A 19,785-nucleotide genomic window follows, 5' to 3' on the forward strand; every position below is an offset into this window, starting at 1 on the left:
TTAATATAATTCTAACTATTTTGTTATTAATGCTATCATTTTAAGATTTATTTTGAAGGGGCGAATCTACTATGATTGAGTCCGTGAAAAAGGCATGCCAAATTATCAGCTGTTTTTCTAATGAAGAACCTGTATTAGGGATTGGCGCAATCGCTGAAAAATTAGGGCTACATGTTAGTACGGCACACCATATCGTCACGACATTGTGTGATGAAGGTGTATTGATGAAAGATCAAAAGAAAAAATATCGACTTGGCTGGAGAGTCCTTGAATGGAATAATCATGTGATGTTTCAGCAGGATGTGTATGAAAAGGCAATGCCGATAGTAAAAGAATTGATTCTTAGATTTAAAGGAACTGTCCATATTGCGATGTTTGACAAAGGGACGGTTGTTTTTGTATTAAGGGTGTCTTCGGAGGAATCTACACCAATTCAAACCTATATCGGGTCTAGGAAGCCGGCTTATGCGACCAGTTCTGGAAAGGTCCTGTTGGCTTACAATTCTGTTTATTTACAGGAGACGATAAACAGGGGCTTGTCACATGAAGGTCCCAATACGATAACGGATATTAACCAATTGAAAAAGGAGCTTGCGGAAATCCGTAAAAAAGGCTATTCGATCAGCAATAGTGAAAATTCGGATGACATGTATGGAGTGGCAGCACCAATCTTCTCCTATTCAGGAGAAATTATCGCAGCGGTTAATTTAGTCGGTCCCCCGTCCTATATGCAGGGCAGCAATGGTGATATGATTATCCGCAGTTTGAAAAGCACCGCACAATCTATTTCAAAAGAGCTGGGGTATATTGAAATTTAGGTAAAGAGTCGTGTTAGAGGCAAACTACCTTTTTTGCCGAATTTAAACCATGGCTGTAGTAAACTCATTCTTTGGGTTGGCTGCAGTTATGGTTTTTTTATTTATCTTTATATTTTTGAAAATATATAATTTTCAAAAAATAAATAATCATTATGTTAATGAATTTACAATGAACTGCTGGATTTGCATTTACAATCATGAACAAAGGGTTGACCTTTATCAACTTTCGAGGAGAGTGATAATAACATCAACAAATTTAACCGTCTCTTTCAAAATTTATTGATTATGTTAATGGAGGGGTAAAAATGGGTTTTAGTCTTAATTTGAAACAAAAAATGGATGACCATGCCTTAGAAAGTATTCCTGACAATGAACGTAAATCTTGGCTGCAATTATCCAATAACACAATGGGGGTTTGTTCCACCATTGCCATTATGATGTTCGGTGCATTAGCGACTTTTTCTGCTGGGATGAAAGTAGGATTACTAGCAGGTATTGTTACGATTTTAATTGGAACAGCTATCGGGTTCCTTCTTGGTGATATTTCTCGAAAGGAAGGGCTTTCTAGTACAGTCATTACTCGATACTATGGATTTGGAGTGAAAGGTTCAGTAGTATCTTCTATTGTTTTTGGTTTTATGGTTCTTGGCTTTTTAGCTTTGGAAAATGCTTTACTCTATAATGGAGTACTGTTTTTCTTTAAAATGAAGCCAACCGCGTTAAATGCTGTTGTCATCTACGGGATTTTTACTTTAGCATGGATCTCCTTAGCCTTATTTGGCATCAAATTAGTATATAGGGTAGCGGGAGTTACATTATTAGCTCTTACGATAGTTTTACTATACATGATCATTCATACGATGGGGTTCAGTGGAATCAGTTTAGGAGAAAGTATGTCCTTTGGTCGTCAGTTTGGACCATCCCAAGGCATTATGGATTTTGTTGCTGCTTTTAATATTTTAATCGGTTCTAGCGGAGCTTTAGCACTAACAGCGGCAGATTCTTGTCGATATGCACGTACTGGCAAAGATGTATTTTTGGCCAATCTTACTGGAATGTTAGTAATGAATATTGGTATGGTTATTGCTGGTGGTACCATTGCCTATATTGGGATGGAAAAGGTAGTCAATCATTATGTAGCAACCAGAGGCTTAACACATCAGGCGGCTTCGGCAGTTGCTTTAAATGATATGGCATCGTTTTTCATTATCATGGCAGGGGTCATCGGATTTATTGTCTTATTCCTTGCAAATGGGAAAGCACAAGTATTAAATACGTATAGTGGTTCCTTAGCAATGACGAATGTTTTTTCTGCCTTTGGATGGAAAGGAAACCGCGCCTTATCCGTTGTTCTTTGTAATATTATTGCTTTAATTATGATTGCAATGAATATTTTGGGTTTAGTAGCAAAATGGTTAAATATGTTAGGTGTATTAACTACTTGCTTAGCTACCATCGTTATCATCGATCATTATTGGGTAAAGAAAATTACACATAGAGAGGTTGGTGTCCATGTATGCGATACACTGAATGTCGCTGGAGTACTTACACTAATCCTCGCCTCTATAGCGGCTTTAACAATGAGCTTCATCCCAATGCCATTTGTAACTTCTACTGTTATAAGTATTGTCCTTTATCCTATCTTACGGTTATACATTTTTAAGCCAAACCTTGCCTCTAGTCAACACGACCATCCTACCGGCGCTGAAATAAAAGCTTAATAAGGTAGTGATGGTTCTTTCACCTCGTAGGAGTAGGAAGGGCCGTCACAACTACTGCGTAAGGGTATTTCTTTCCTAAGGGAAGAAGAACCGTCTGCACACAGCTACTAAAAGAATACATCTAATAAGAAAAAGAGGCTAATAAACTATTTTACGTAGATTATTAGCTTCTTTTCATTTCAATATATGAAAAATTTGAAGGTGGAATATCTATTGATTTAGTCTAGAACTGTTAAACGGTGGGAGAGAGTGTTTAGACCATCGCGCAGGTATATTCGGCAGCTGTAGTAACTCTGTATTTGTTTAAGAGGGAGCGGGCATAGGTCAAGGAGGATGATGCCATTCTATGCCCCAATAATTTTTTTATAAAGACCTGCTTATACAGGTAGTTTTTGATTATAAAATTCTTTTGGAATAGCACCGAATACTCTACGGTGATAGAGCATTGGGTCTTTCTCTTTATCGACTTGAAGATCTATCACTTCGCCAATTAATACGGTATGATCGCCTGCTTCAATGGCTTTAAAGGTTTTACATTCAAATACCCCAAAAGTCCCTTCAATAATGGGTAATCCGTTGGGGGAAAGCGCCCAGTTGCAAGTACTAAAGCGGTCTGTATGCTTGCTAGCAAAAGTTTGACAGAGTTCTCTTTGTTCTTCTGCTAAAACATGGACGGCAAATTTTCCGCCTTCCGTAAATTCCTTGAGTGAGGACACTCGATGATCAATTGACCACAGCAGCATTAAGGGATCAAGGGATACAGAAGCAAATGAATTAACAGTTAGTCCCACCGGTGTTCCATCCTCTGTCGTTGTCGTAACAATCGTTACACCTGTTGGATAATTCCCCATAATTTGTTTAAATACCTCTTGTCTTTTTTCTTTATTCATAAAAAACCACTCCCTTTAAAATGTTGAATTAGTTCATTTAATTTGCAGGGCTGCTAGATAGCCGGAAGTTCCCCCAAGACCCGGTCCCGGATGGGTGGAGGCTCCGATATGAAATAAATTTTTAATAGGTGTTTCATGTCTTTGATATTTGGAAGTTGGCCGCCATAACAGCAACTGATCAATTGATGCCACACCGGAATAAGGATCCCCACCGACTAAATTGACATTAGCTGACGCTAAATCTAAAGGAGAAAGAATTTTTCTACTTAAGATAATGTCTTTGAAGTTCGGGGCATGCTTGCTGATACGTTTTTCAATCCGTGCTGCATAGGCTTCAATTACCTCTTGGGTATATCCATTAGAAGTATCAATTTCATCTAAGGCATCCCCTTTTAAGTGCCTAGGCATCTCTAATAACTGAACCCAAAGTGTATGCTTCCCTTCCGGGGCACGGCTTGGGTCAAATGCTGTATGCTGACCAACGGCAATGGTGGCATCTTTTGGCAGCAGTCCGATAGACACTTCGTTTACTGATTGACTTACAGCTTCAACTCCACTTGTGATGTTGATCATGGCTGCTCTTCTAAATTCAGGATTTTCCCAATTCAAAGGGGCATCTAAAGCATAATGGATTTGCATTGATGCGTTGCCATATTTAAAGCTTTTCAAATCTTTCTTTAGTGATTCAGGTAGGGACACTTCTGTTAAAAGCTTCTCATATAATTGGTGGGGAGTTACATTTGCTAGAACATAATTAGCGAAATACTCCTGCTTTTCAGTCTGGACACCTTGTACTTTACCATTATTAATAAGAATTTTATCCACGTTCTCACTGGTTATAAATTGGCCGCCATTTCTTTCGACGATTTTCATTAACGCCTTTACTAGTTGATTACCGCCTCCTTTCGGAATTGGCATACCGGCGGCTTCAAGAGCAAATATGAGAACCTGGAGCATAATATTACCTGCTGCATCATTCGGACCAAGCCCTGTATGCAAAATCCAGGGGGCGAGGAGTGCTTTAATAACATCACTTTCGAAATGCTGGTCAAGTAACTGCGAGGCAGACTTCAGCATGGTTCCTACTTCTCTTTTAAATTCCTGAATTCCCTTTCTCCTAACCGTTTTTAGTATTTTACGGATGGAAGACCAGGAAACAGGTTCATTTGATAGAAGATGAAATACAAAATCGGAAATTTCTTCAAATTGCTCCATTAGGTCACGATACCTGTCCCCATCACCGGCCACAATCTGATTAAATGCTTGGATATTTTTTTTTCGATTGGCATATAAAACAGCACTTTTACCATTAGGTAAAATGACTCCGGCAGCAACATCCGTATTGAGGTATTCAAGGCCGTTTTTTTCTAGATCCTCTTTGAGCTCTGCATAGGCAGGACCGGAAACGAAATTTGGATGCCAGCCGGAAAAAACATCTGTTTTAAAGCCCGGGGCTGTTATTTCACTTGTTTTAATACAACCACCTATCCAATTATTTTTTTCGAGGACTAATACTTTGTGCCCTTTTTTTGACAAGCAGGCTGCCGCAGTTAATGAATTAATACCACTTCCAATAATTACGGTATCAAAATGCTTCATTACCGCCCCTCCAATTTAGTATTTATGCCGTGAATACATGTATAAGAATAGATAGGAGGGGAATGCGGATGAAAAACATTCCCCTTTAAAAGTTTAAAACTTTATTATGATGACTGATTAAACGCGGTTTAATTGTGATTCTTTGGTATTTTTAAAGTTCGGCATGACTCTCTTGCTTAAAAGTTCCTGCTGTTTTAAAACTTTCCAATGATCCATGCCGCCATAATTTGTCAAGAAGTCAATTTCAACCAATCCTTCAACCTCTTGCTTGATTTTATCAATCTTTTCACAAATTGCCTCAGGTGTTCCGGCCCAAACAACATTTTTCTCTAATAGTTCCTCATAGCTCATTCTTGGGAGACCTTGTAAGATACCTTTTGTATAGAAATGGAACCCCGCGTTCTTCATTCTTTCTACATCAGGTAATCCAACTGTAGGAGCAGCATTTCCTAAAAGGAAATTATAGAAATGTTCTTCAGCTTCTTGCCTAATCTGTTTTTCGTCTCCATCGCTCATATAAATGGAACGCAGCCAGATAATTTTAGGTTCGTGCCCATTTTCCCAGCAAGCTCTTCGATATATGTCGAATTTATCCAATAAAGTTGCTAGGGGCAATAAAGGAGGAACAAAAATTCCCCAGCCTTTTTCCCCGGCTTGTCGATAAGTATGTTCACTTGTTCCTCCGGTAGTAAATGGAATCTTCTTCTGAAGAGGATGAGGAACAACTTCTACATTATCAACAGTATAGTATTTACCAAAGTAGGACACTTTCTCTCCTCGAAGTGCCTGCTCAAGTATAGCAAGTGCTTCCTCAAAACGCGGTTTGGCTTCCTCAATTGGAATAATTCCTTGGTTTGGATAAACCCATGCGTGACCACGACCGACACCTGCTTCTATACGTCCATTTGTTATAAGATCAGCGGCTGCAATTTCACCCGCCAAACGCAGCGGATTTTGAGCTGGCAAGATATGAAGTGCCGTTCTAAAGCGAATATTATTTGTCCGGCTGGCTACTGCTGAATATACCGCTAATGGGCTTGCTGAGATAGAAAATTTTGAAAAATGATGATGATCAATAAGAGAATAAACATCAAAACCGGCTTTATCGGCATGGATGATTTGTTCGATTACTTCATCATATACTTGTTTTTCCGTTTTTCCAGAAGGCAATTGCATTTCAGAATAAAGTCCAAATTTCATTTCAAACAACTCCTTAAGATTATTTTTACTGCTTGATGGAATTGTATATTTAAAGCCCCCTCTTCTTCTGCTAACTCATTAACATTATTAATAAATCAATTTTCGAAAATTTCAAACAGGTGAAGAAAATAACCAAAATGTTAACTAATTAACTTTAAGATAATGTGGATAATTTTCGATCAAAAAGAAATGAGTCAAGATGTTAATTTGACTATAGAGCATAATGGTACAACTTGATTCTGCACTTGAAATTAGAAAAAACTCCTATTGTAGAAGTTTTGTTTACGTTGCAAACAAGCTTCTACTTAGGAGTTTTTACTATACAGCGGTATTCATATACTCGGCCAAAAGGTTGATAAGATTGCCTTTTCCAAACTTGATTTTGCATTCTTCTACATTTTTTAATGAACTAACATAAAAAAGAAGGAAATCTAATATTTTTTTTCGACGAACCTCTATACTTTCAGCGGAATTTTTATAGAACCATTCATCGATTGTGTTGTATACACCCCTGTTTAAACCAAATGTTTCTTTACAATACCTGGAAAACAACTGATCAGGAAGATTAATTATTGTTTTTTGTTCAACAAATATCATCGAATTCCCCCTTTCTATTTATTACTCTACAAAATAAAAACAGTAGTCATTGTTAAACTATTAATATTTTTTTATAAACCTTTGCGAAATTTTAGGATAATTGTTAATGGATTAACGGAAGCAAAATATCAGTGCAGTATGATATAGCTAGTAAAAGTTATCAAAAAACATGCAAGGAGGAATTTCATTTGTATAACACTGGAGCAGCATTTTTAGAAGCTTTACAAGAAGCAGGTGTTTCTTATATTTTTGCTAATTTGGGAAGTGACCACCCGGCGATTATTGAAAATTTGGCGATCGCCAAAAAGGAAAATAAGGAATTACCAGAAGTCATTACCTGCCCTCACGAATTTGTGGCATTAACTGCTGCGCAAGGGTATGCACAAGCAACAGGTGAGCCGCAGGCAGTGATCGTTCATGTAGAATGCGGTACACAAAATTTAGGTGGAGCCATTCATAATGCCTACAAAAGCAGAGTTCCTGTATTAGTTTTTGCTGGTGCATCACCATATACCCAAGAAAATGAATTGGCTGGAAGCCGAAATGAATTTATTCATTGGATTCAGGATGTTTTTGACCAACGCGGGATTATGCGCGGTTATACAAAATATAATAATGAAATTCGAACCGGAGCAAATGTCAAGCAGCTTGTACATCGTGCATTACAAATTGCTAAAAGTGATCCTAAGGGTCCAGTTTACCTAATGGGACCAAGAGAAGTGATGGAAGAGCCGGCCAAGCCCGTAGAGATTCAAAAAGAACTATGGGAGCCGATTTCCCCGGGAGCCATTTCTCCACAAAAAATTAAAGAATTAACGAATGATTTATTGTCAGCTAAAAATCCACTTGTTGTTACCTCTTATTTAGGAAGAAAAAAAGAAGCGGTTGAAGAACTAGTGCGTTTATGTGAACGATTGGCGATTCCTGTCATTGAATCCATACCAAGTTATCTGAATTTTCCGAGTGATAATCCGATGCACTGCGGTTCCTATTGGAATACTGAAAAGCAGATTAACGTTCTTGATGAAGCCGATTTTATACTCGTATTAGATAGCGATGTTCCATGGATTCCTGTAAGAAACAAACCGTCTAACAATGCAACTATTTATTACATTGATGTTGATCCGTTGAAAGAACAAATGCCTTTATGGTATATCCCATCAAAACGTTTTTTTAAAGCAGATGCATACACAGCACTTCAGCAAATTAATGATTACCTGGATAAAAATAGTGATATCGATCAAGGGGTGGTATCCCAGCGCTGGAAACAACACTCTGAATACCATAATCGACAAGCAGAAGAAAGAGCTATTATAGAAAAGGCAGAAAGCGATGTAATTACACCTGAATTTCTAACCGCCTGTATAAGGGAAATAACAGACGAAAATACAATCGTATTGAATGAAGGAATTACAAGTCATGAGATAATATCCAACCATATAGGGGCAACTATTCCTGGGTCTTATTATGGAAGTCCTGCAGGTTCACTTGGATGGAACGGTGGTGCCGCAATAGGGATGAAATTAGCTAATCCAGATAAGACGATTATCAGTCTCACTGGAGATGGTTCCTACCTATTCAGTATTCCTTCCACTGTTCATTGGATGGCAAAAAGATATAATACCCCATTCTTAACAGTTATTTATAACAACTCAGGTTGGAAGGCGCCAAAACAGTCAACGCTTGGTGTCCACCCACACGGTATCGCCAAACAAACGGAAGAATTCTTTGTCCATTTTGACCCGCCGGCAGATTTATCGAGAATTGCTACTGCTGCTGGGGAGGCGCATTCAATTATGGTGAAAAATCGTGCGAAGCTGAAAAGTGCGCTTAAAGAAGGTTTGCAGTTTGTGAAAGAAGGGAGATCTGCTGTTATTGACGTTTATATCCCACATGTTTATACGGCTGAAAATACCAATACCTTCGTAAAGGAGACAGTCTAATGATTGTAAAAGTAAATATTTTGGAGTCCCTTATCAATCAGATTGCAACGGGAAAAATAGAAGTTATCGATCTGTCGCAAACCCTGAATGAAAAAACCCCTGTTATTCAGTTGCCAGAGCCTTTAGCAACAACGGGTGGATTTAAATTAAAACGGTTGTCAATGTATGATGAGAAAGGGCCAACTTCGTACTGGAATGATTTTACCGCAGGTGAACATTGTGGAACCCATTTTGATGCGCCAATTCACTGGATTAGTGGTAAACAGCATGATAGTGTTGACTCGATTCCAACGAAGAACATGGTGGGAGAAGCATATGTGATTGATATCAGAGAAAAAGCAAAACAGAATCCAGATTATTGTGTAACAGTGGGGGATATTCTTGCATTTGAAGAGCAATACGGAAGAATTACGAAACATTCGTGGGTATTAATTCAATCCGGATGGGCGCAATATGTAGATGATCACGAACATTTTTATAATATTGGCGCCGATGGACTGCCACATACACCTGGGATTAGTAAAGAGGCTTCTATTTTTCTTGCAGAGGAACGCGATATATTGGGAGTTGGTGTAGAAACCGTCGGAACAGATGCGGGGATTGCCGGTTCATTCGACCCTCCATACCCAAATCATCATTTCATGCACGGCGCGAATAAATATGGCCTCGCCCAATTGACAGCTTTAGAAAAACTTCCTGCAAAAGGAGCTGTTCTCATCGCTACTCCGTTAAAAATAGAAAAAGGCAGTGGAAGTCCTGTTAGGGTTCTTGCCTTGGTAGAAAAGGGTCAGGATTAAAGAAAATTGAAATAAAAAAATGAAAGGTGGACTTTTTCACCTTTCATTTTTTCAAGCAGAAGGGTTGCGAAAATGCATAATTTAAAAAAAGGATTTATTAAGCTTGTTTAAGAGCTTAGATAAATTCATAGTCTCGCCTTAAGTGCTTCAGGGTCTACTATGTAAATCTTTCTATTCTTGATTGAAATGATCCCTTCGGAGGACCATATTTTTAGAATTTTATAGATTGTGATTCTTGTTAAGCCGGTATAGCACGATAGTTCCTGTTGGGTTAAATTGATTTCTTTGCTTTCAAGAGAATTCATCAAATATAGAAGCGATTGGGCGATTTGGTATTCTGTGCTGGTACTTGTAATATTGATATTATTTAAAAGGAGCTTTTCTTTAAGAATAAGGGATTCAGCAAATAAAATTGTTACCTCTGGGTGTCTTTGAATGAGGTTATGATAATCTTGTTCTGAGAAATAGTATACAACACTATCTGTATGACAAACAGCTGAACAATAGTATGGTAAATGATCAGCTTCACCCGCTATAACTCCTGGTCCAACAATATCTAAAATCCTTTTCCCTTCCTCTAGATTGTTAGAGATAATTTTTACTATTCCTTTATATATATAATAAAATCCAGTTCCTGTGTGACCTTGTTGGAAAATGCATGATTTTTTTTTGAAAAAGAGTCTCTTGCCGTACTTTAAATAATCTGTCCAAGATTGTCTTAATGTAATCAACAGTATTTTCCCCTTTCGTTATCATATGAACCAGATTTTAGAGTGAAACTTCTGCTTTATTCCTGATATAAAGCGCTTTCAAGTTGTTGAGGTCTAATATGTGAATCATGTGTCCCTTTCGTGCAATTATATTTTCATCTAACCATTTATGCATAATTTTGTAGATTGTTACTCTTGAAGTTCCAATATATTTTGCAAGGGAATTTTGGGAAATCGAAAAAGGGCTTTTATTATGCTTTTGATAGAGCTGAACAAAGTAGTATGCCATTTGCTGCTCAAAAGGCTTATTGATCATTCCAATGGTTTCCACAAGTGATCTAATATTATAAATCAGTATATTCATAAAAATTTTGTTTGCTTCCGGATGTTCTTTACATATTTTAGTGAATGCTTCTGCAGAGAAATAATAAAGTAATACGTCTGAATCACATACGGCTGTGGTTGAATAGGGTTTTTCTGTAATCCCTTCTTGTCCTAGTAAGTAACCATCAATTACGTAGTCGATGATTCGTTCTTTCCCATCTTCAGAAAGAAGCTGGATACTCATCTTACCTTTGGCCAAGTAGTAAAATCCAGAGCTTTTGTTCCCTTGTGAAAATAAAATATCTCCTTTCGCTAAGGTCTTTTTATTACTATAAATAAGAAAAGGTTCCCATTCATATCTCATCTATTCTCCTCCTATTTTTTCACTAGAAATATGCTATTCTTTTTTTATTTAAAATAAAATTCTGTAAATTTAGATATTTATGATAATTATGATATATAATTTCTTATTAAAATGCTAACTCTTTAACAAAAATCCCTATTTAAATGTTAAATCTTTAACAAAAATAAAGTTAGGAATTTTTGCATTAATGGAATAATACGTTAATTTGTTAACTATTCTTGCTATTTTGCCTGTTTATAATATATGTAATCTCGAAATAATAAGGGATCATGAGAGGCTTTCAAGTTACTTTGTTGCATAAGTGGAGGTGGTGACTAATAGCTAGCATTTAGCTTAAAAAATACAAATAAATTCTATTATTATTAATCTATGCAATGGAGGAGAAATCGTATGGAAACATTGACACAAATCAATCCTAACACAATCGAATTTGCTGAAAAGTATGGTCCAATTATCAATGGGCAGATGGTAGAACCGATCAATGGTTATATTGATGCAGTTAACCCGGCAACTGGAAAAGTACTTTCAAGAATAGGCCGCTGTGGTCAAGAAGAGATTGATCAGGCTGTAAGAGCAGCAAGAGAGGCATTTCCAGGATGGTCCAACACACCGATTGAAGAACGGGCAAGGCTTTTAAATAAAATTGCTGATGTGTTAGAAGAAAACCAAGAGCGCTTAAAGCTGATAGAATGTATGGATACGGGTAGGGCTTTGCATGAGTTCGATCCGGATTATCAACTCTCAATTTACCAATTCCGTTATTTCGCCGCTGCGATGCTTACCTTTTATGAAGGCGAATCCCGACCTGTTCAAAACGGTTATTTAATAACAAAGAAAGAGCCGCTTGGTGTCTGCGCCCAGATCATTCCTTGGAATGTTCCAATGATTATGACATCTTTTAAGCTAGCCCCAGCTTTAGCAGCTGGTAACACTGTTGTATTAAAGCCAGCAGAAGATGCATGTCTATCAGTTATGGAGTTTATGAAACTTGCAGCGGAAATTCTCCCTAAGGGTGTTATCAACGTTGTTCCAGGTTACGGAGAAGAAGCAGGCCAATCACTAATTGATCATCCAGATATAGACAAGCTGGCCTTTACCGGCAGTGTAAATGTAGGCCGTTTAGTTGGTAAAAAAGCGGGCGAAAAACTCATTCCTGTAACACTCGAACTTGGTGGTAAATCACCTCATATTGTTTTCCCAGATGTGGACATTGACCAGGCCGTAGAAAATGCTGTTTTTGCGTTTACTACCTTTAATGGGCAAAGCTGCATTCTTGGCACACGGCTTCTTATTCATCATGACATTTATGATAAGTTTGTTGAAAAATTAATTGAGAGGGCAAAACAAGTAAAAATTGGCCCGCCTACTGAACGTTCGACACGCATTGGTTCCATAATAAATGAGAAACAAGCGAAACGAGTGTTGAACTATTTTGAGATTGCCAAAAACGAAGGTGCGAAAATTCTTCATGGTGGAAATCGTGTGACCGTTCCAGGTCATGAAAATGGCTATTTCATTGAACCAACTGTTATTGAAGCGGAACCGCACATGAGAATTGCCCAAGAGGAAATTTTTGGTCCAGCTTGTACAGTGACACGCTGGAATGATGAGGATGAAATGATTAAAATAGCAAACGGTGTAGATTATGGGCTAGCAGCAGGGATTATGACAAATAACCTTGAAAGCGCTTTAAACACTGCTAATAAACTTGAAGCAGGAAGTGTCTGGATCAATTCTTATTTTAACTTCCAATCAGGCGCTCCATTTGGCGGTTACAAAAACAGCGGCGTGGGAAGAGAATACAGTAAAGAAGCACTCGATGCCTACAGCCAGTCCAAAACCATTGTCGCAGCATACAAACTCCCTCCAGCAGGATTTTTTAAATAATATAAAGTATATAGTTGTCCCTGTATTTCTATAAACTACACTGTGCGATGGGTGGTCTTTCGCCAAAGACAAACCATAGCTGTTATGAACTATTCTTTAGGGAAACTAGTTTATACAGTTGTGGTTTTTTTGTTGTCTTTCAAAAATTGTATAAGGAAATTATTTTTTTAAAAAATTCAACTAATTTCACATTATGAAAAAACTCAATTTTTATGAAAGCGGTTTTACACTATATTGGTAATAGAAACCTAGTAGATTGTAAGGGTGATAAATTCTCTTGAGCCTTTACTAAGAAAAATAAATTGAAAATTGGGGGAATTGTAAAGATGGCAACGATGACAAAATTAAATGCGTTTAATCTCGTGAAATGGATTGAAGAAAATAAGGATCAACTGAAGCCGCCAGTGAATAATAAGGTGCTTTGGGAAGACTCCGAATTTATTTGTATGATTCTTGGCGGCCCGAACAGACGCCGCGACTTCCATGTCGATCCATCCGATGAATTTTTCTACCAAATTAAAGGCGATTGCTATGTTGAAGTTATTAATGACGGAAAGCGTGAAGTCGTAACTGTAAAGGAAGGAGAAGTATTTATGCTTCCTGCAAACGTGCCGCATTCTCCACACCGTGTTGCGGACACTTTCGGCCTTGTTATTGAACGCAAGCGTGGAGAAGGAGAACTAGAGGATTTCGTTTGGTTCTGTGATAACTGTGATCGTGAAATGCATCGTAAAACTGTTCAATTAACAAATATTGAAACCCAAGTAAAAGGAGCCATTCAAGAATTCAACAGCAGCAAGGATCTTCGTACTTGTGAAAGCTGCGGCCATGTGATGTCAGAAGAAGTAAACGAATGGAATCCTAAAAATAATCAATAAGAAATATTTTTAAAGCGGAGGAGAAAGCATGAGAGTAGATTTTCATACACACATCATTCCAGAAGACATTCCCAACTTCGCAGAAAAATTTGGCGGCGAACGCTGGCCGACGCTCGAGAAAACATGTTCCTGCGGTGCAAATATTATGGTGGCCGGGAAGGTGTTCCGCGAAGTAACGCATCAGGTATGGGATCCTGAACAGCGAATCAAGGATATGGATGAAGAAGGTGTGGATATCCAGGTATTGTCACCTATTCCTGTGACATTCTCCTATTGGGCTGAGCCAGAAGCAGCGGAGGAAATGGCGAGAATTCAAAATGATTTTATCGCCGAAACCGTGAATAAGTATCCGGACCGCTTTATCGGGATTGGAACGGTTCCGCTCCAGGATGTGGAGGTTTCAATTCGCGAAATGGACCGTTGCATGCATGAGCTTGGATTAAAAGGCATCGAAATCGGGACGAATATCAACGGTCAGAACCTCGATGATCCTGCTTTTACCAAGTTCTTTGAAATGGCGGAAAAATGGGAAGTTCCGTTGTTTGTACACCCATGGGAAACATTAGGCAGAGAGCGGATGCCGCGCCATAATTTCATGTACACTGTCGGAATGCCGAGTGAAACAGCGCTTGCTGCCGCTAGTTTAATTTGCGGCGGTGTGATTGAAAAATTCCCTGGACTAAAAGTTTGTTTCGCTCATGGAGGCGGGTCATTCCCATATATATTACCGCGCCTTGATCAAGGATGGAAGGTATGGCCGCATTTAAGAGTTATAAATAAGCCGCCAAGCTATTATGCGAAGAACTTTTATTTTGATTCATTGAATTATGATCCCTTAAACATTAAATATTTAGTCGATCGTTTCGGTCATGAAAAAATTGTCATGGGATCTGATTATCCGTTTTTACTTAGGGAGATCCCGCCTGGAGAAGTTGTTGATCAAACTGTGGAGCTTACAGAAGAGCAAAAACAGGATATTTTAGGCAGAAATGCCCTTGCCTTTCTAAATATTGAAATAAAGGAAGAGGTTAAATCATGAGTACACCGGAAGAAAAGCTGGAAGAACTTGGGCTGGAGCTGCCGCCATTACGTCCTGCACATGGAGATTATGTCGGCTGTGTCAGAACGGGGAATCTGCTGTTCACCGCTGGTCAGGGTGTGGACCAATATCACGGCAAACTGGGCAGAGATTTAACAGTGGATGAAGGGTATTTAGCCGCCCAACAATCTATGTTAAACCTTTTAAGTGTTGTGAAAAATGAAATTGGTGAATTAAGCAAGGTGAAGCAATTCGTCAAGGTACTTGGAATGGTCAATAGCACGGAAGAGTTTACCGACCAGCCGAAAGTCATGAACGGTGCATCTGATTTACTCATGAAGCTTTTTGGTGAAAAAGGGAAGCATGGTCGTTCAGCGGTGGGAATGGCGCAATTACCGAACAATACCGCAATTGAAATTGAGATGATTCTTGAGATCGAGGAATAGGAGGAACAGGTGTGGCGAAAGAATTAGTAGCTGAAAATACCATCATTCAAGACGCGAAGCTTTTTATCAATGGGGAGTATCGGGACGCACTCTCAGGGGAAACGTTTGACTCCCTTAATCCTGCCACAAATAGCAAGCATGCATCGGTTGCCAATGGCGGAGTAGAGGATGCCAAGCTTGCCATCGATGTGGCCCAGCGCACGTTTGCGAGCGGGATTTGGAGCAAGATGCCTGTCGAAGAACGATCCAAGATCCTCTGCCGGATGGCTGATTTAATAATGGAAAATGTCGATCGGCTGGCCCTTGTTGAAACGTTAGATGTCGGAAAGCCGATTAAGGAAAGCCGCGGATTTGATATCCCCCGTGCAGCCCAAAACTTCCGCTTTTTCGCAGAGATGGCGAAATACATGGTACACGAACACTATGATATGAGCCATTATATGTCCTATGTCCAGTATGCGCCTGCGGGTGTCACCAGTTTAATCATTCCGTGGAATCTGCCATTCATGCAAATGACGTGGAAAGCATCTGCTGCATTGGCGGCAGGGAACACTGTCGTGGTGAAACCGGCATCTTATACGCCATTAAGTGCCGTTTTACTTGGCGAAATTGCCAATGAAGCCGGATTGCCGCCTGGTGTCCTGAATATCATCACCGGCCCGGGAAGTTCGGTTGGGACTGTGATGGCGTCGCATCCATCGGTACGGAGAATTTCATTTGTTGGCGAGTCCAATACAGGAAAAACAGTAATGCGCAATGCTGCTGAAAACTTAATTCCTGTTTCATTGGAGCTTGGCGGTAAATCGGCAAATATCGTCTTTGAAGATGCGGACTTGGATGAAGCGGTTGCTGGTTCGATTGAAGCGATTTTCCGCAACCAGGGTGAAATTTGTTTAGCCGGTTCGCGCATCCTTGTTCAAGAAAAGGTATATGACCAATTTTTAGATAAATATGTTGCTGCTGTGAGGAACATTAAAGTCGGCGATCCGACCGACGAGTCTACAGATATGGGTGCGCTCGTATCGAAGGGGCATTTACAATCGGTTGATGAATACGTACAAATCGGGCTAGCCGAGGGAGCAAAGCTTGCCCACGGTGGTAAGCGCGTTGCCGGACTTACAGAAGGAAACTTCTATGAGCCGACTGTTCTCTATGATGTAAGTAATAAAATGCGGGTTGCCCAGGAAGAAATCTTCGGACCTGTACCAGTGATCATTCCCTTTAAAACGGAAGAAGAGGCGATTCAAATCGCCAATGATTCCATTTACGGTTTGGCGGGTGTTGTGTGGACAAATGACTTGAGACGGGCGCATCGTGTGACCTCCCAAGTGCATTCCGGCTTATTATGGGTGAACTGCTGGTACGTCCGCGACCTGCGCACGCCATTCGGCGGAGCCAAAGCAAGCGGCATCGGCCGTGAAGGCGGACGCCACAGCTTCGATTTCTACACAGAAGCAAAGACGATTACAATGAAGAAATAACGTTTGTTTGGTTACGTACGGGCCCTTTCGATGCGCTAATAAATGGCTGAGAATCGACGATAAATAGGTTCTCTTACCTTGACAAATTCTAGTGGTTCAGGTAAAATCAGAGCATAATTTAATAGGACCTCACTTTTGCTAGTGAGGTAGAGGCGCGGTATTTATTAGTCTTTAGTGGAGTTTGAGAAGCTATGATTCTAAAGAGAAGGAAATGTCGCCGAAGCTTGTAATATTCTCAGTATTACTTGCTGGGTCTGCAGTGAAGAATTGCAGGACTGTCTCAATAAACGTCCCGGTTTATTGAGTTGTGCTATCTCATTTGGGGAAAGAAGAGGACTTTAGGGTAATTGTATATAACGAGACCTGAGTTTACCTCAGGTCTCTTTTTATTGTACAAATTGCCTGAAAAAACATACTTGTTGCCTTGCAGGAGGCAGAATTTTTTTGAAAAAAGAGGAGGAGAAATGTAATGAAAAGAAAAAAATTATCATTTTTAATAGCAATCTCTTTAACTATGATGCTGTTATTATCAGCATGTGGTACGAGTGATTCAGGAGATAAAGGGGCAGCGGAGAAAGAAACGTTTAAGGTGGGTCTTGAAGCGGGGTATGCACCATTTAACTGGACGCAATCGAGTGATGCCAATGGCGGTGTTAAAATTGATGGCAATGCGGAATACGCTGGCGGATATGATGTAGAAATCGCCAAAAAAATTGCCGATGGCTTAGGGAAAAAGTTAGTGATTGTGAAAACAGAATGGGACGGGCTTGTTCCGTCGTTAACTTCTGGAAAAATTGATGCCATCATCGCCGGAATGTCACCAACTGCTGAGCGCAAAGAGACGATTGACTTCACAGACAACTATTATAAATCGAATTTAGTGATGGTTGTGAAAAAAGGCGGAAAATTCGATGGAGCTTCTTCCATTCAAGATTTCAAAGGAGCAAAGATATCAGCTCAATTGAATACCTTCCACTACTCGGTCATTGACCAGATAAAAGGGGTAAATAAGCAGCCGGCGATGGATAACTTCCCGGCAATGAGGGTGGCCCTTGAGTCGGGCGTCATTGATGGATATGTTTCCGAACGCCCAGAAGGTATAAGTGCTCAGTCCGCTAACGAAAAGTATAAAATGATCGAATTTAATGACGGCTTTAAAACATCGGATGATGATACCGCGATCGCTGTCGGCGTTGCGAAAAACAGTAAATTAACGGATAAAATTAATAAAATCTTATCGGGAATTTCAGAAGATGAACAGACCAGCATTATGGATGCTGCTATTAAAAATCAACCGTCAGCCCAATAATGATGAGGGAAAAACCGGGTGCATTCACTTGCATTCGGTTTTATCCTTTCTAAGTTTTTTAAAAAAGGAGAACAAATATGACTTTTGATTGGGTAATAAAAATTGTTTCAAACAATTGGCCTATGTTCCTTCGCGGTGCGGGGATTACGCTGTTAATTGCCATTATTGGTACGATTTTAGGTTCCCTTATTGGCCTTATAATAGGGGTTATTCGAACGATTCCGATGCCTGAACGAGGAGTAAAAAGAATTTTCCTTAAACTAATCAATGCAATTCTTTCGATCTATATTGAGGTATTCCGCGGAACACCGATGATTGTCCAAGCAATGGTCATTTTCTATGGTTCAGCGTTAGCGTTCGGTATGGATATGAACCGAATTTACGCGGCGATCTTAATCGTATCGATTAATACCGGGGCCTATATGTCGGAAATCATTCGCGGTGGGATTATTTCAATTGATAAGGGACAGTATGAAGCAGCACAGGCGATTGGAATGAATCATTTTCAAACGATGAAGAATGTGGTCTTGCCGCAGGTGATTCGCAATATCTTGCCGGCAACAGGTAATGAGTTTGTGATTAATATTAAGGACACGTCCGTGCTTAATGTTATTTCTGTTACAGAGTTATTTTTCCAGACGAAATCAATCGCTGGGAATAACTTCAGGTATTTTGAATCGTTTTTCATTGCTTGCGTGCTTTATTTTATTATGACGTTTACCGTGACGCGCATTCTCCGCTACATCGAAAAGAAATTAGACGGACCGGATAATTATATGATGTATGCTAATCAAATGCAGGTGGAGACACCTGAAAATATGCTGCAGAGAACAAAAAATGGTCCTGGTCAGAACTTTTAGGTAAAGGAGGGGTATCAAATGGAAAAGGTTGTTGAGATTCAGCACTTAAGTAAATCTTTTGGGAGCCATGAAGTATTAAAGGATATTAATTTCACCGTCAATAAAGGGGAAGTTGTTTGTATTATTGGCTCATCCGGCTCAGGGAAATCAACACTTCTTCGCTGTGTTAATCTTTTGGAAAAACCGAGTGGCGGCCAAATCATCTATCAGGGAGAGAACATTTTAGATAATAAGCATGATATTACCGCATACCGGACAAAATTAGGGATGGTTTTCCAGCAATTCAATTTATTTAATAACCATAATGTGTTAAACAACTGTACTGTTGGACAAATGAAAGTGTTAAAGCGTTCCCGTGAAGATGCCGAAAAAGTGGCAATGAAATATTTGCAAGTTGTCGGTATGGATCAATATGTGAATGCAAAGCCGAAACAATTATCCGGCGGGCAAAAGCAGCGTGTCGCCATTGCCAGAGCACTTTCAATGGAGCCGGATGTAATGTTATTTGATGAACCAACATCAGCGCTGGACCCAGAAATGGTGGGAGAGGTTCTTAAAGTAATGAAGGAGCTCGCTAGCAGTGGCCTCACAATGTTAATCGTCACCCATGAAATGGGATTCGCAAAAGAAGTATCAGACCGTGTTGTGTTTATGGACAAAGGTGTGATTGCGGAAGAGGGAAGTCCTGAACAAATCTTCAATCAGCCAACCCAAGAGCGCACGAAAGAATTTTTAAAACGCACACTGACCCAAACAGTTTAGTGGGAGTGCCACGGCTTGTGGCACTTCTGCTAAGTAACAATCTATTTTTTAAAAAGGGAAAACGTTCTGGAATACAGCCCACCTCCCCTATTTATAGATTAAATAACCAAAAACCACCCTTTTGTTCATGTAAGGGTGGTTTTTCATTTCTTCAATCTTT

18 protein-coding genes and 1 riboswitch are annotated in these 19,785 nt (G+C 39.5%); of the genes, 12 read left to right on the forward strand and 6 right to left on the reverse strand.

All coding sequences use genetic code 11. The annotated features are described in order from the left end of the window. The first annotated feature begins 71 nt into the window (after positions 1–71). Positions 72–818: an IclR family transcriptional regulator gene (locus tag AA980_RS17970; protein WP_024028828.1), complete on the forward strand. Its 747-nt coding sequence runs from the start codon at positions 72–74 to the stop codon at positions 816–818. A 305-nt stretch (positions 819–1,123) separates the two neighbouring features. Beyond that, positions 1,124–2,539, forward strand: a complete 1,416-nt coding sequence (locus AA980_RS17975) for a purine-cytosine permease family protein (protein ID WP_024028827.1) — start codon at positions 1,124–1,126, stop codon at positions 2,537–2,539. Positions 2,540–2,916: 377 nt separating this feature from the next. Here AA980_RS17975 and AA980_RS17980 read toward each other — a convergent pair whose 3' ends face one another. The 4 genes from AA980_RS17980 to AA980_RS17995 all read right to left on the reverse strand — a co-directional run bounded on the left by AA980_RS17980 (position 2,917) and on the right by AA980_RS17995 (position 6,825). Beyond that, a complete protein-coding gene (locus AA980_RS17980; RefSeq protein ID WP_024028826.1) occupies positions 2,917–3,429 on the reverse strand; it encodes a flavin reductase family protein in 513 nt (170 codons plus the stop codon). Between the two features lie 33 nt (positions 3,430–3,462). After that, on the reverse strand, positions 3,463–5,028 hold the full coding sequence (locus AA980_RS17985) for a phytoene desaturase family protein (protein WP_024028825.1): 1,566 nt from the start codon (positions 5,026–5,028) through the stop codon (positions 3,463–3,465). 117 nt (positions 5,029–5,145) lie between these two features. After that, a complete protein-coding gene (locus AA980_RS17990; protein WP_024028824.1) occupies positions 5,146–6,228 on the reverse strand; it encodes an LLM class flavin-dependent oxidoreductase in 1,083 nt (360 codons plus the stop codon). 318 nt (positions 6,229–6,546) lie between these two features. Then, entirely contained in the window at positions 6,547–6,825 is a 279-nt protein-coding gene (locus AA980_RS17995) for a hypothetical protein (RefSeq protein WP_024028823.1), read from the reverse strand. A gap of 188 nt (positions 6,826–7,013) precedes the next feature. Between AA980_RS17995 and AA980_RS18000 the strand changes: the two genes are divergently transcribed. Beyond that, a complete protein-coding gene (locus tag AA980_RS18000; protein ID WP_024028822.1) occupies positions 7,014–8,768 on the forward strand; it encodes a thiamine pyrophosphate-requiring protein in 1,755 nt (584 codons plus the stop codon). Continuing rightward, positions 8,768–9,565, forward strand: a complete 798-nt coding sequence (locus AA980_RS18005; RefSeq protein ID WP_024028821.1) for a cyclase family protein — start codon at positions 8,768–8,770, stop codon at positions 9,563–9,565. Before AA980_RS18000 ends, AA980_RS18005 begins: the two co-directional genes overlap by 1 nt. Positions 9,566–9,690: 125 nt before the next feature. Here AA980_RS18005 and AA980_RS18010 read toward each other — a convergent pair whose 3' ends face one another. Together AA980_RS18010 and AA980_RS18015 are read right to left on the reverse strand one after the other, a co-directional pair. Next, a complete protein-coding gene (locus tag AA980_RS18010) occupies positions 9,691–10,296 on the reverse strand; it encodes a Crp/Fnr family transcriptional regulator (protein ID WP_024028820.1) in 606 nt (201 codons plus the stop codon). A 37-nt stretch (positions 10,297–10,333) separates the two neighbouring features. Beyond that, a complete protein-coding gene (locus AA980_RS18015) occupies positions 10,334–10,963 on the reverse strand; it encodes a Crp/Fnr family transcriptional regulator (RefSeq protein ID WP_024028819.1) in 630 nt (209 codons plus the stop codon). A gap of 390 nt (positions 10,964–11,353) precedes the next feature. Between AA980_RS18015 and AA980_RS18020 the strand changes: the two genes are divergently transcribed. The 8 genes from AA980_RS18020 to AA980_RS18055 all read left to right on the forward strand — a co-directional run bounded on the left by AA980_RS18020 (position 11,354) and on the right by AA980_RS18055 (position 19,625). Next, positions 11,354–12,850, forward strand: coding sequence for an aldehyde dehydrogenase family protein (locus AA980_RS18020; RefSeq protein ID WP_024028818.1), 1,497 nt, complete (start codon positions 11,354–11,356; stop codon positions 12,848–12,850). A gap of 326 nt (positions 12,851–13,176) precedes the next feature. Next, complete coding sequence (locus AA980_RS18025; protein WP_024028817.1) at positions 13,177–13,728, forward strand: 3-hydroxyanthranilate 3,4-dioxygenase; 552 nt, start codon at positions 13,177–13,179, stop codon at positions 13,726–13,728. A gap of 28 nt (positions 13,729–13,756) precedes the next feature. Further along, a complete protein-coding gene (locus AA980_RS18030; protein WP_024028816.1) occupies positions 13,757–14,767 on the forward strand; it encodes an amidohydrolase family protein in 1,011 nt (336 codons plus the stop codon). Then, positions 14,764–15,213 (forward strand): RidA family protein, encoded by a 450-nt coding sequence (locus AA980_RS18035; protein WP_024028815.1) that lies wholly within the window; start codon positions 14,764–14,766, stop codon positions 15,211–15,213. Before AA980_RS18030 ends, AA980_RS18035 begins: the two co-directional genes overlap by 4 nt. Positions 15,214–15,224: 11 nt before the next feature. Next, positions 15,225–16,694, forward strand: coding sequence for an aldehyde dehydrogenase (locus AA980_RS18040; protein WP_024028814.1), 1,470 nt, complete (start codon positions 15,225–15,227; stop codon positions 16,692–16,694). Positions 16,695–16,833: 139 nt separating this feature from the next. Continuing rightward, positions 16,834–17,015, forward strand: a riboswitch (Lysine riboswitch). Between the two features lie 148 nt (positions 17,016–17,163). Further along, on the forward strand, positions 17,164–18,003 hold the full coding sequence (locus AA980_RS18045) for a transporter substrate-binding domain-containing protein (RefSeq protein WP_024028813.1): 840 nt from the start codon (positions 17,164–17,166) through the stop codon (positions 18,001–18,003). Positions 18,004–18,080: 77 nt separating this feature from the next. Continuing rightward, positions 18,081–18,863: an amino acid ABC transporter permease gene (locus AA980_RS18050; RefSeq protein ID WP_024028812.1), complete on the forward strand. Its 783-nt coding sequence runs from the start codon at positions 18,081–18,083 to the stop codon at positions 18,861–18,863. 18 nt (positions 18,864–18,881) lie between these two features. Further along, entirely contained in the window at positions 18,882–19,625 is a 744-nt protein-coding gene (locus AA980_RS18055) for an amino acid ABC transporter ATP-binding protein (RefSeq protein ID WP_024028811.1), read from the forward strand. Positions 19,626–19,785: the final 160 nt, after the last annotated feature.

This window comes from Neobacillus vireti (genome assembly GCF_001026695.1).
GTDB classification, from domain to species: domain Bacteria; phylum Bacillota; class Bacilli; order Bacillales; family Cytobacillaceae; genus Neobacillus; species Neobacillus vireti.

Bases quoted from the DNA above. Each gene is read 5' to 3' on its own strand.
- AA980_RS18045 (WP_024028813.1), top strand. From the start codon at position 17,164: ATGAAAAGAAAAAAATTATCATTTTTAATAGCAATCTCTTTAACTATG.
- AA980_RS18020 (WP_024028818.1), top strand. From the start codon at position 11,354: ATGGAAACATTGACACAAATCAATCCTAACACAATCGAATTTGCTGAA.
- AA980_RS17975 (WP_024028827.1), top strand. From the start codon at position 1,124: ATGGGTTTTAGTCTTAATTTGAAACAAAAAATGGATGACCATGCCTTA.
- AA980_RS17990 (WP_024028824.1), bottom strand. From the start codon at position 6,228: ATGAAATTTGGACTTTATTCTGAAATGCAATTGCCTTCTGGAAAAACG.
- AA980_RS18005 (WP_024028821.1), top strand. From the start codon at position 8,768: ATGATTGTAAAAGTAAATATTTTGGAGTCCCTTATCAATCAGATTGCA.
- AA980_RS18035 (WP_024028815.1), top strand. From the start codon at position 14,764: ATGAGTACACCGGAAGAAAAGCTGGAAGAACTTGGGCTGGAGCTGCCG.
- AA980_RS17985 (WP_024028825.1), bottom strand. From the start codon at position 5,028: ATGAAGCATTTTGATACCGTAATTATTGGAAGTGGTATTAATTCATTA.
- AA980_RS18030 (WP_024028816.1), top strand. From the start codon at position 13,757: ATGAGAGTAGATTTTCATACACACATCATTCCAGAAGACATTCCCAAC.
- AA980_RS18055 (WP_024028811.1), top strand. From the start codon at position 18,882: ATGGAAAAGGTTGTTGAGATTCAGCACTTAAGTAAATCTTTTGGGAGC.
- AA980_RS17970 (WP_024028828.1), top strand. From the start codon at position 72: ATGATTGAGTCCGTGAAAAAGGCATGCCAAATTATCAGCTGTTTTTCT.
- AA980_RS17980 (WP_024028826.1), bottom strand. From the start codon at position 3,429: ATGAATAAAGAAAAAAGACAAGAGGTATTTAAACAAATTATGGGGAAT.
- AA980_RS18015 (WP_024028819.1), bottom strand. From the start codon at position 10,963: ATGAGATATGAATGGGAACCTTTTCTTATTTATAGTAATAAAAAGACC.
- AA980_RS18050 (WP_024028812.1), top strand. From the start codon at position 18,081: ATGACTTTTGATTGGGTAATAAAAATTGTTTCAAACAATTGGCCTATG.
- AA980_RS18025 (WP_024028817.1), top strand. From the start codon at position 13,177: ATGGCAACGATGACAAAATTAAATGCGTTTAATCTCGTGAAATGGATT.
- AA980_RS17995 (WP_024028823.1), bottom strand. From the start codon at position 6,825: ATGATATTTGTTGAACAAAAAACAATAATTAATCTTCCTGATCAGTTG.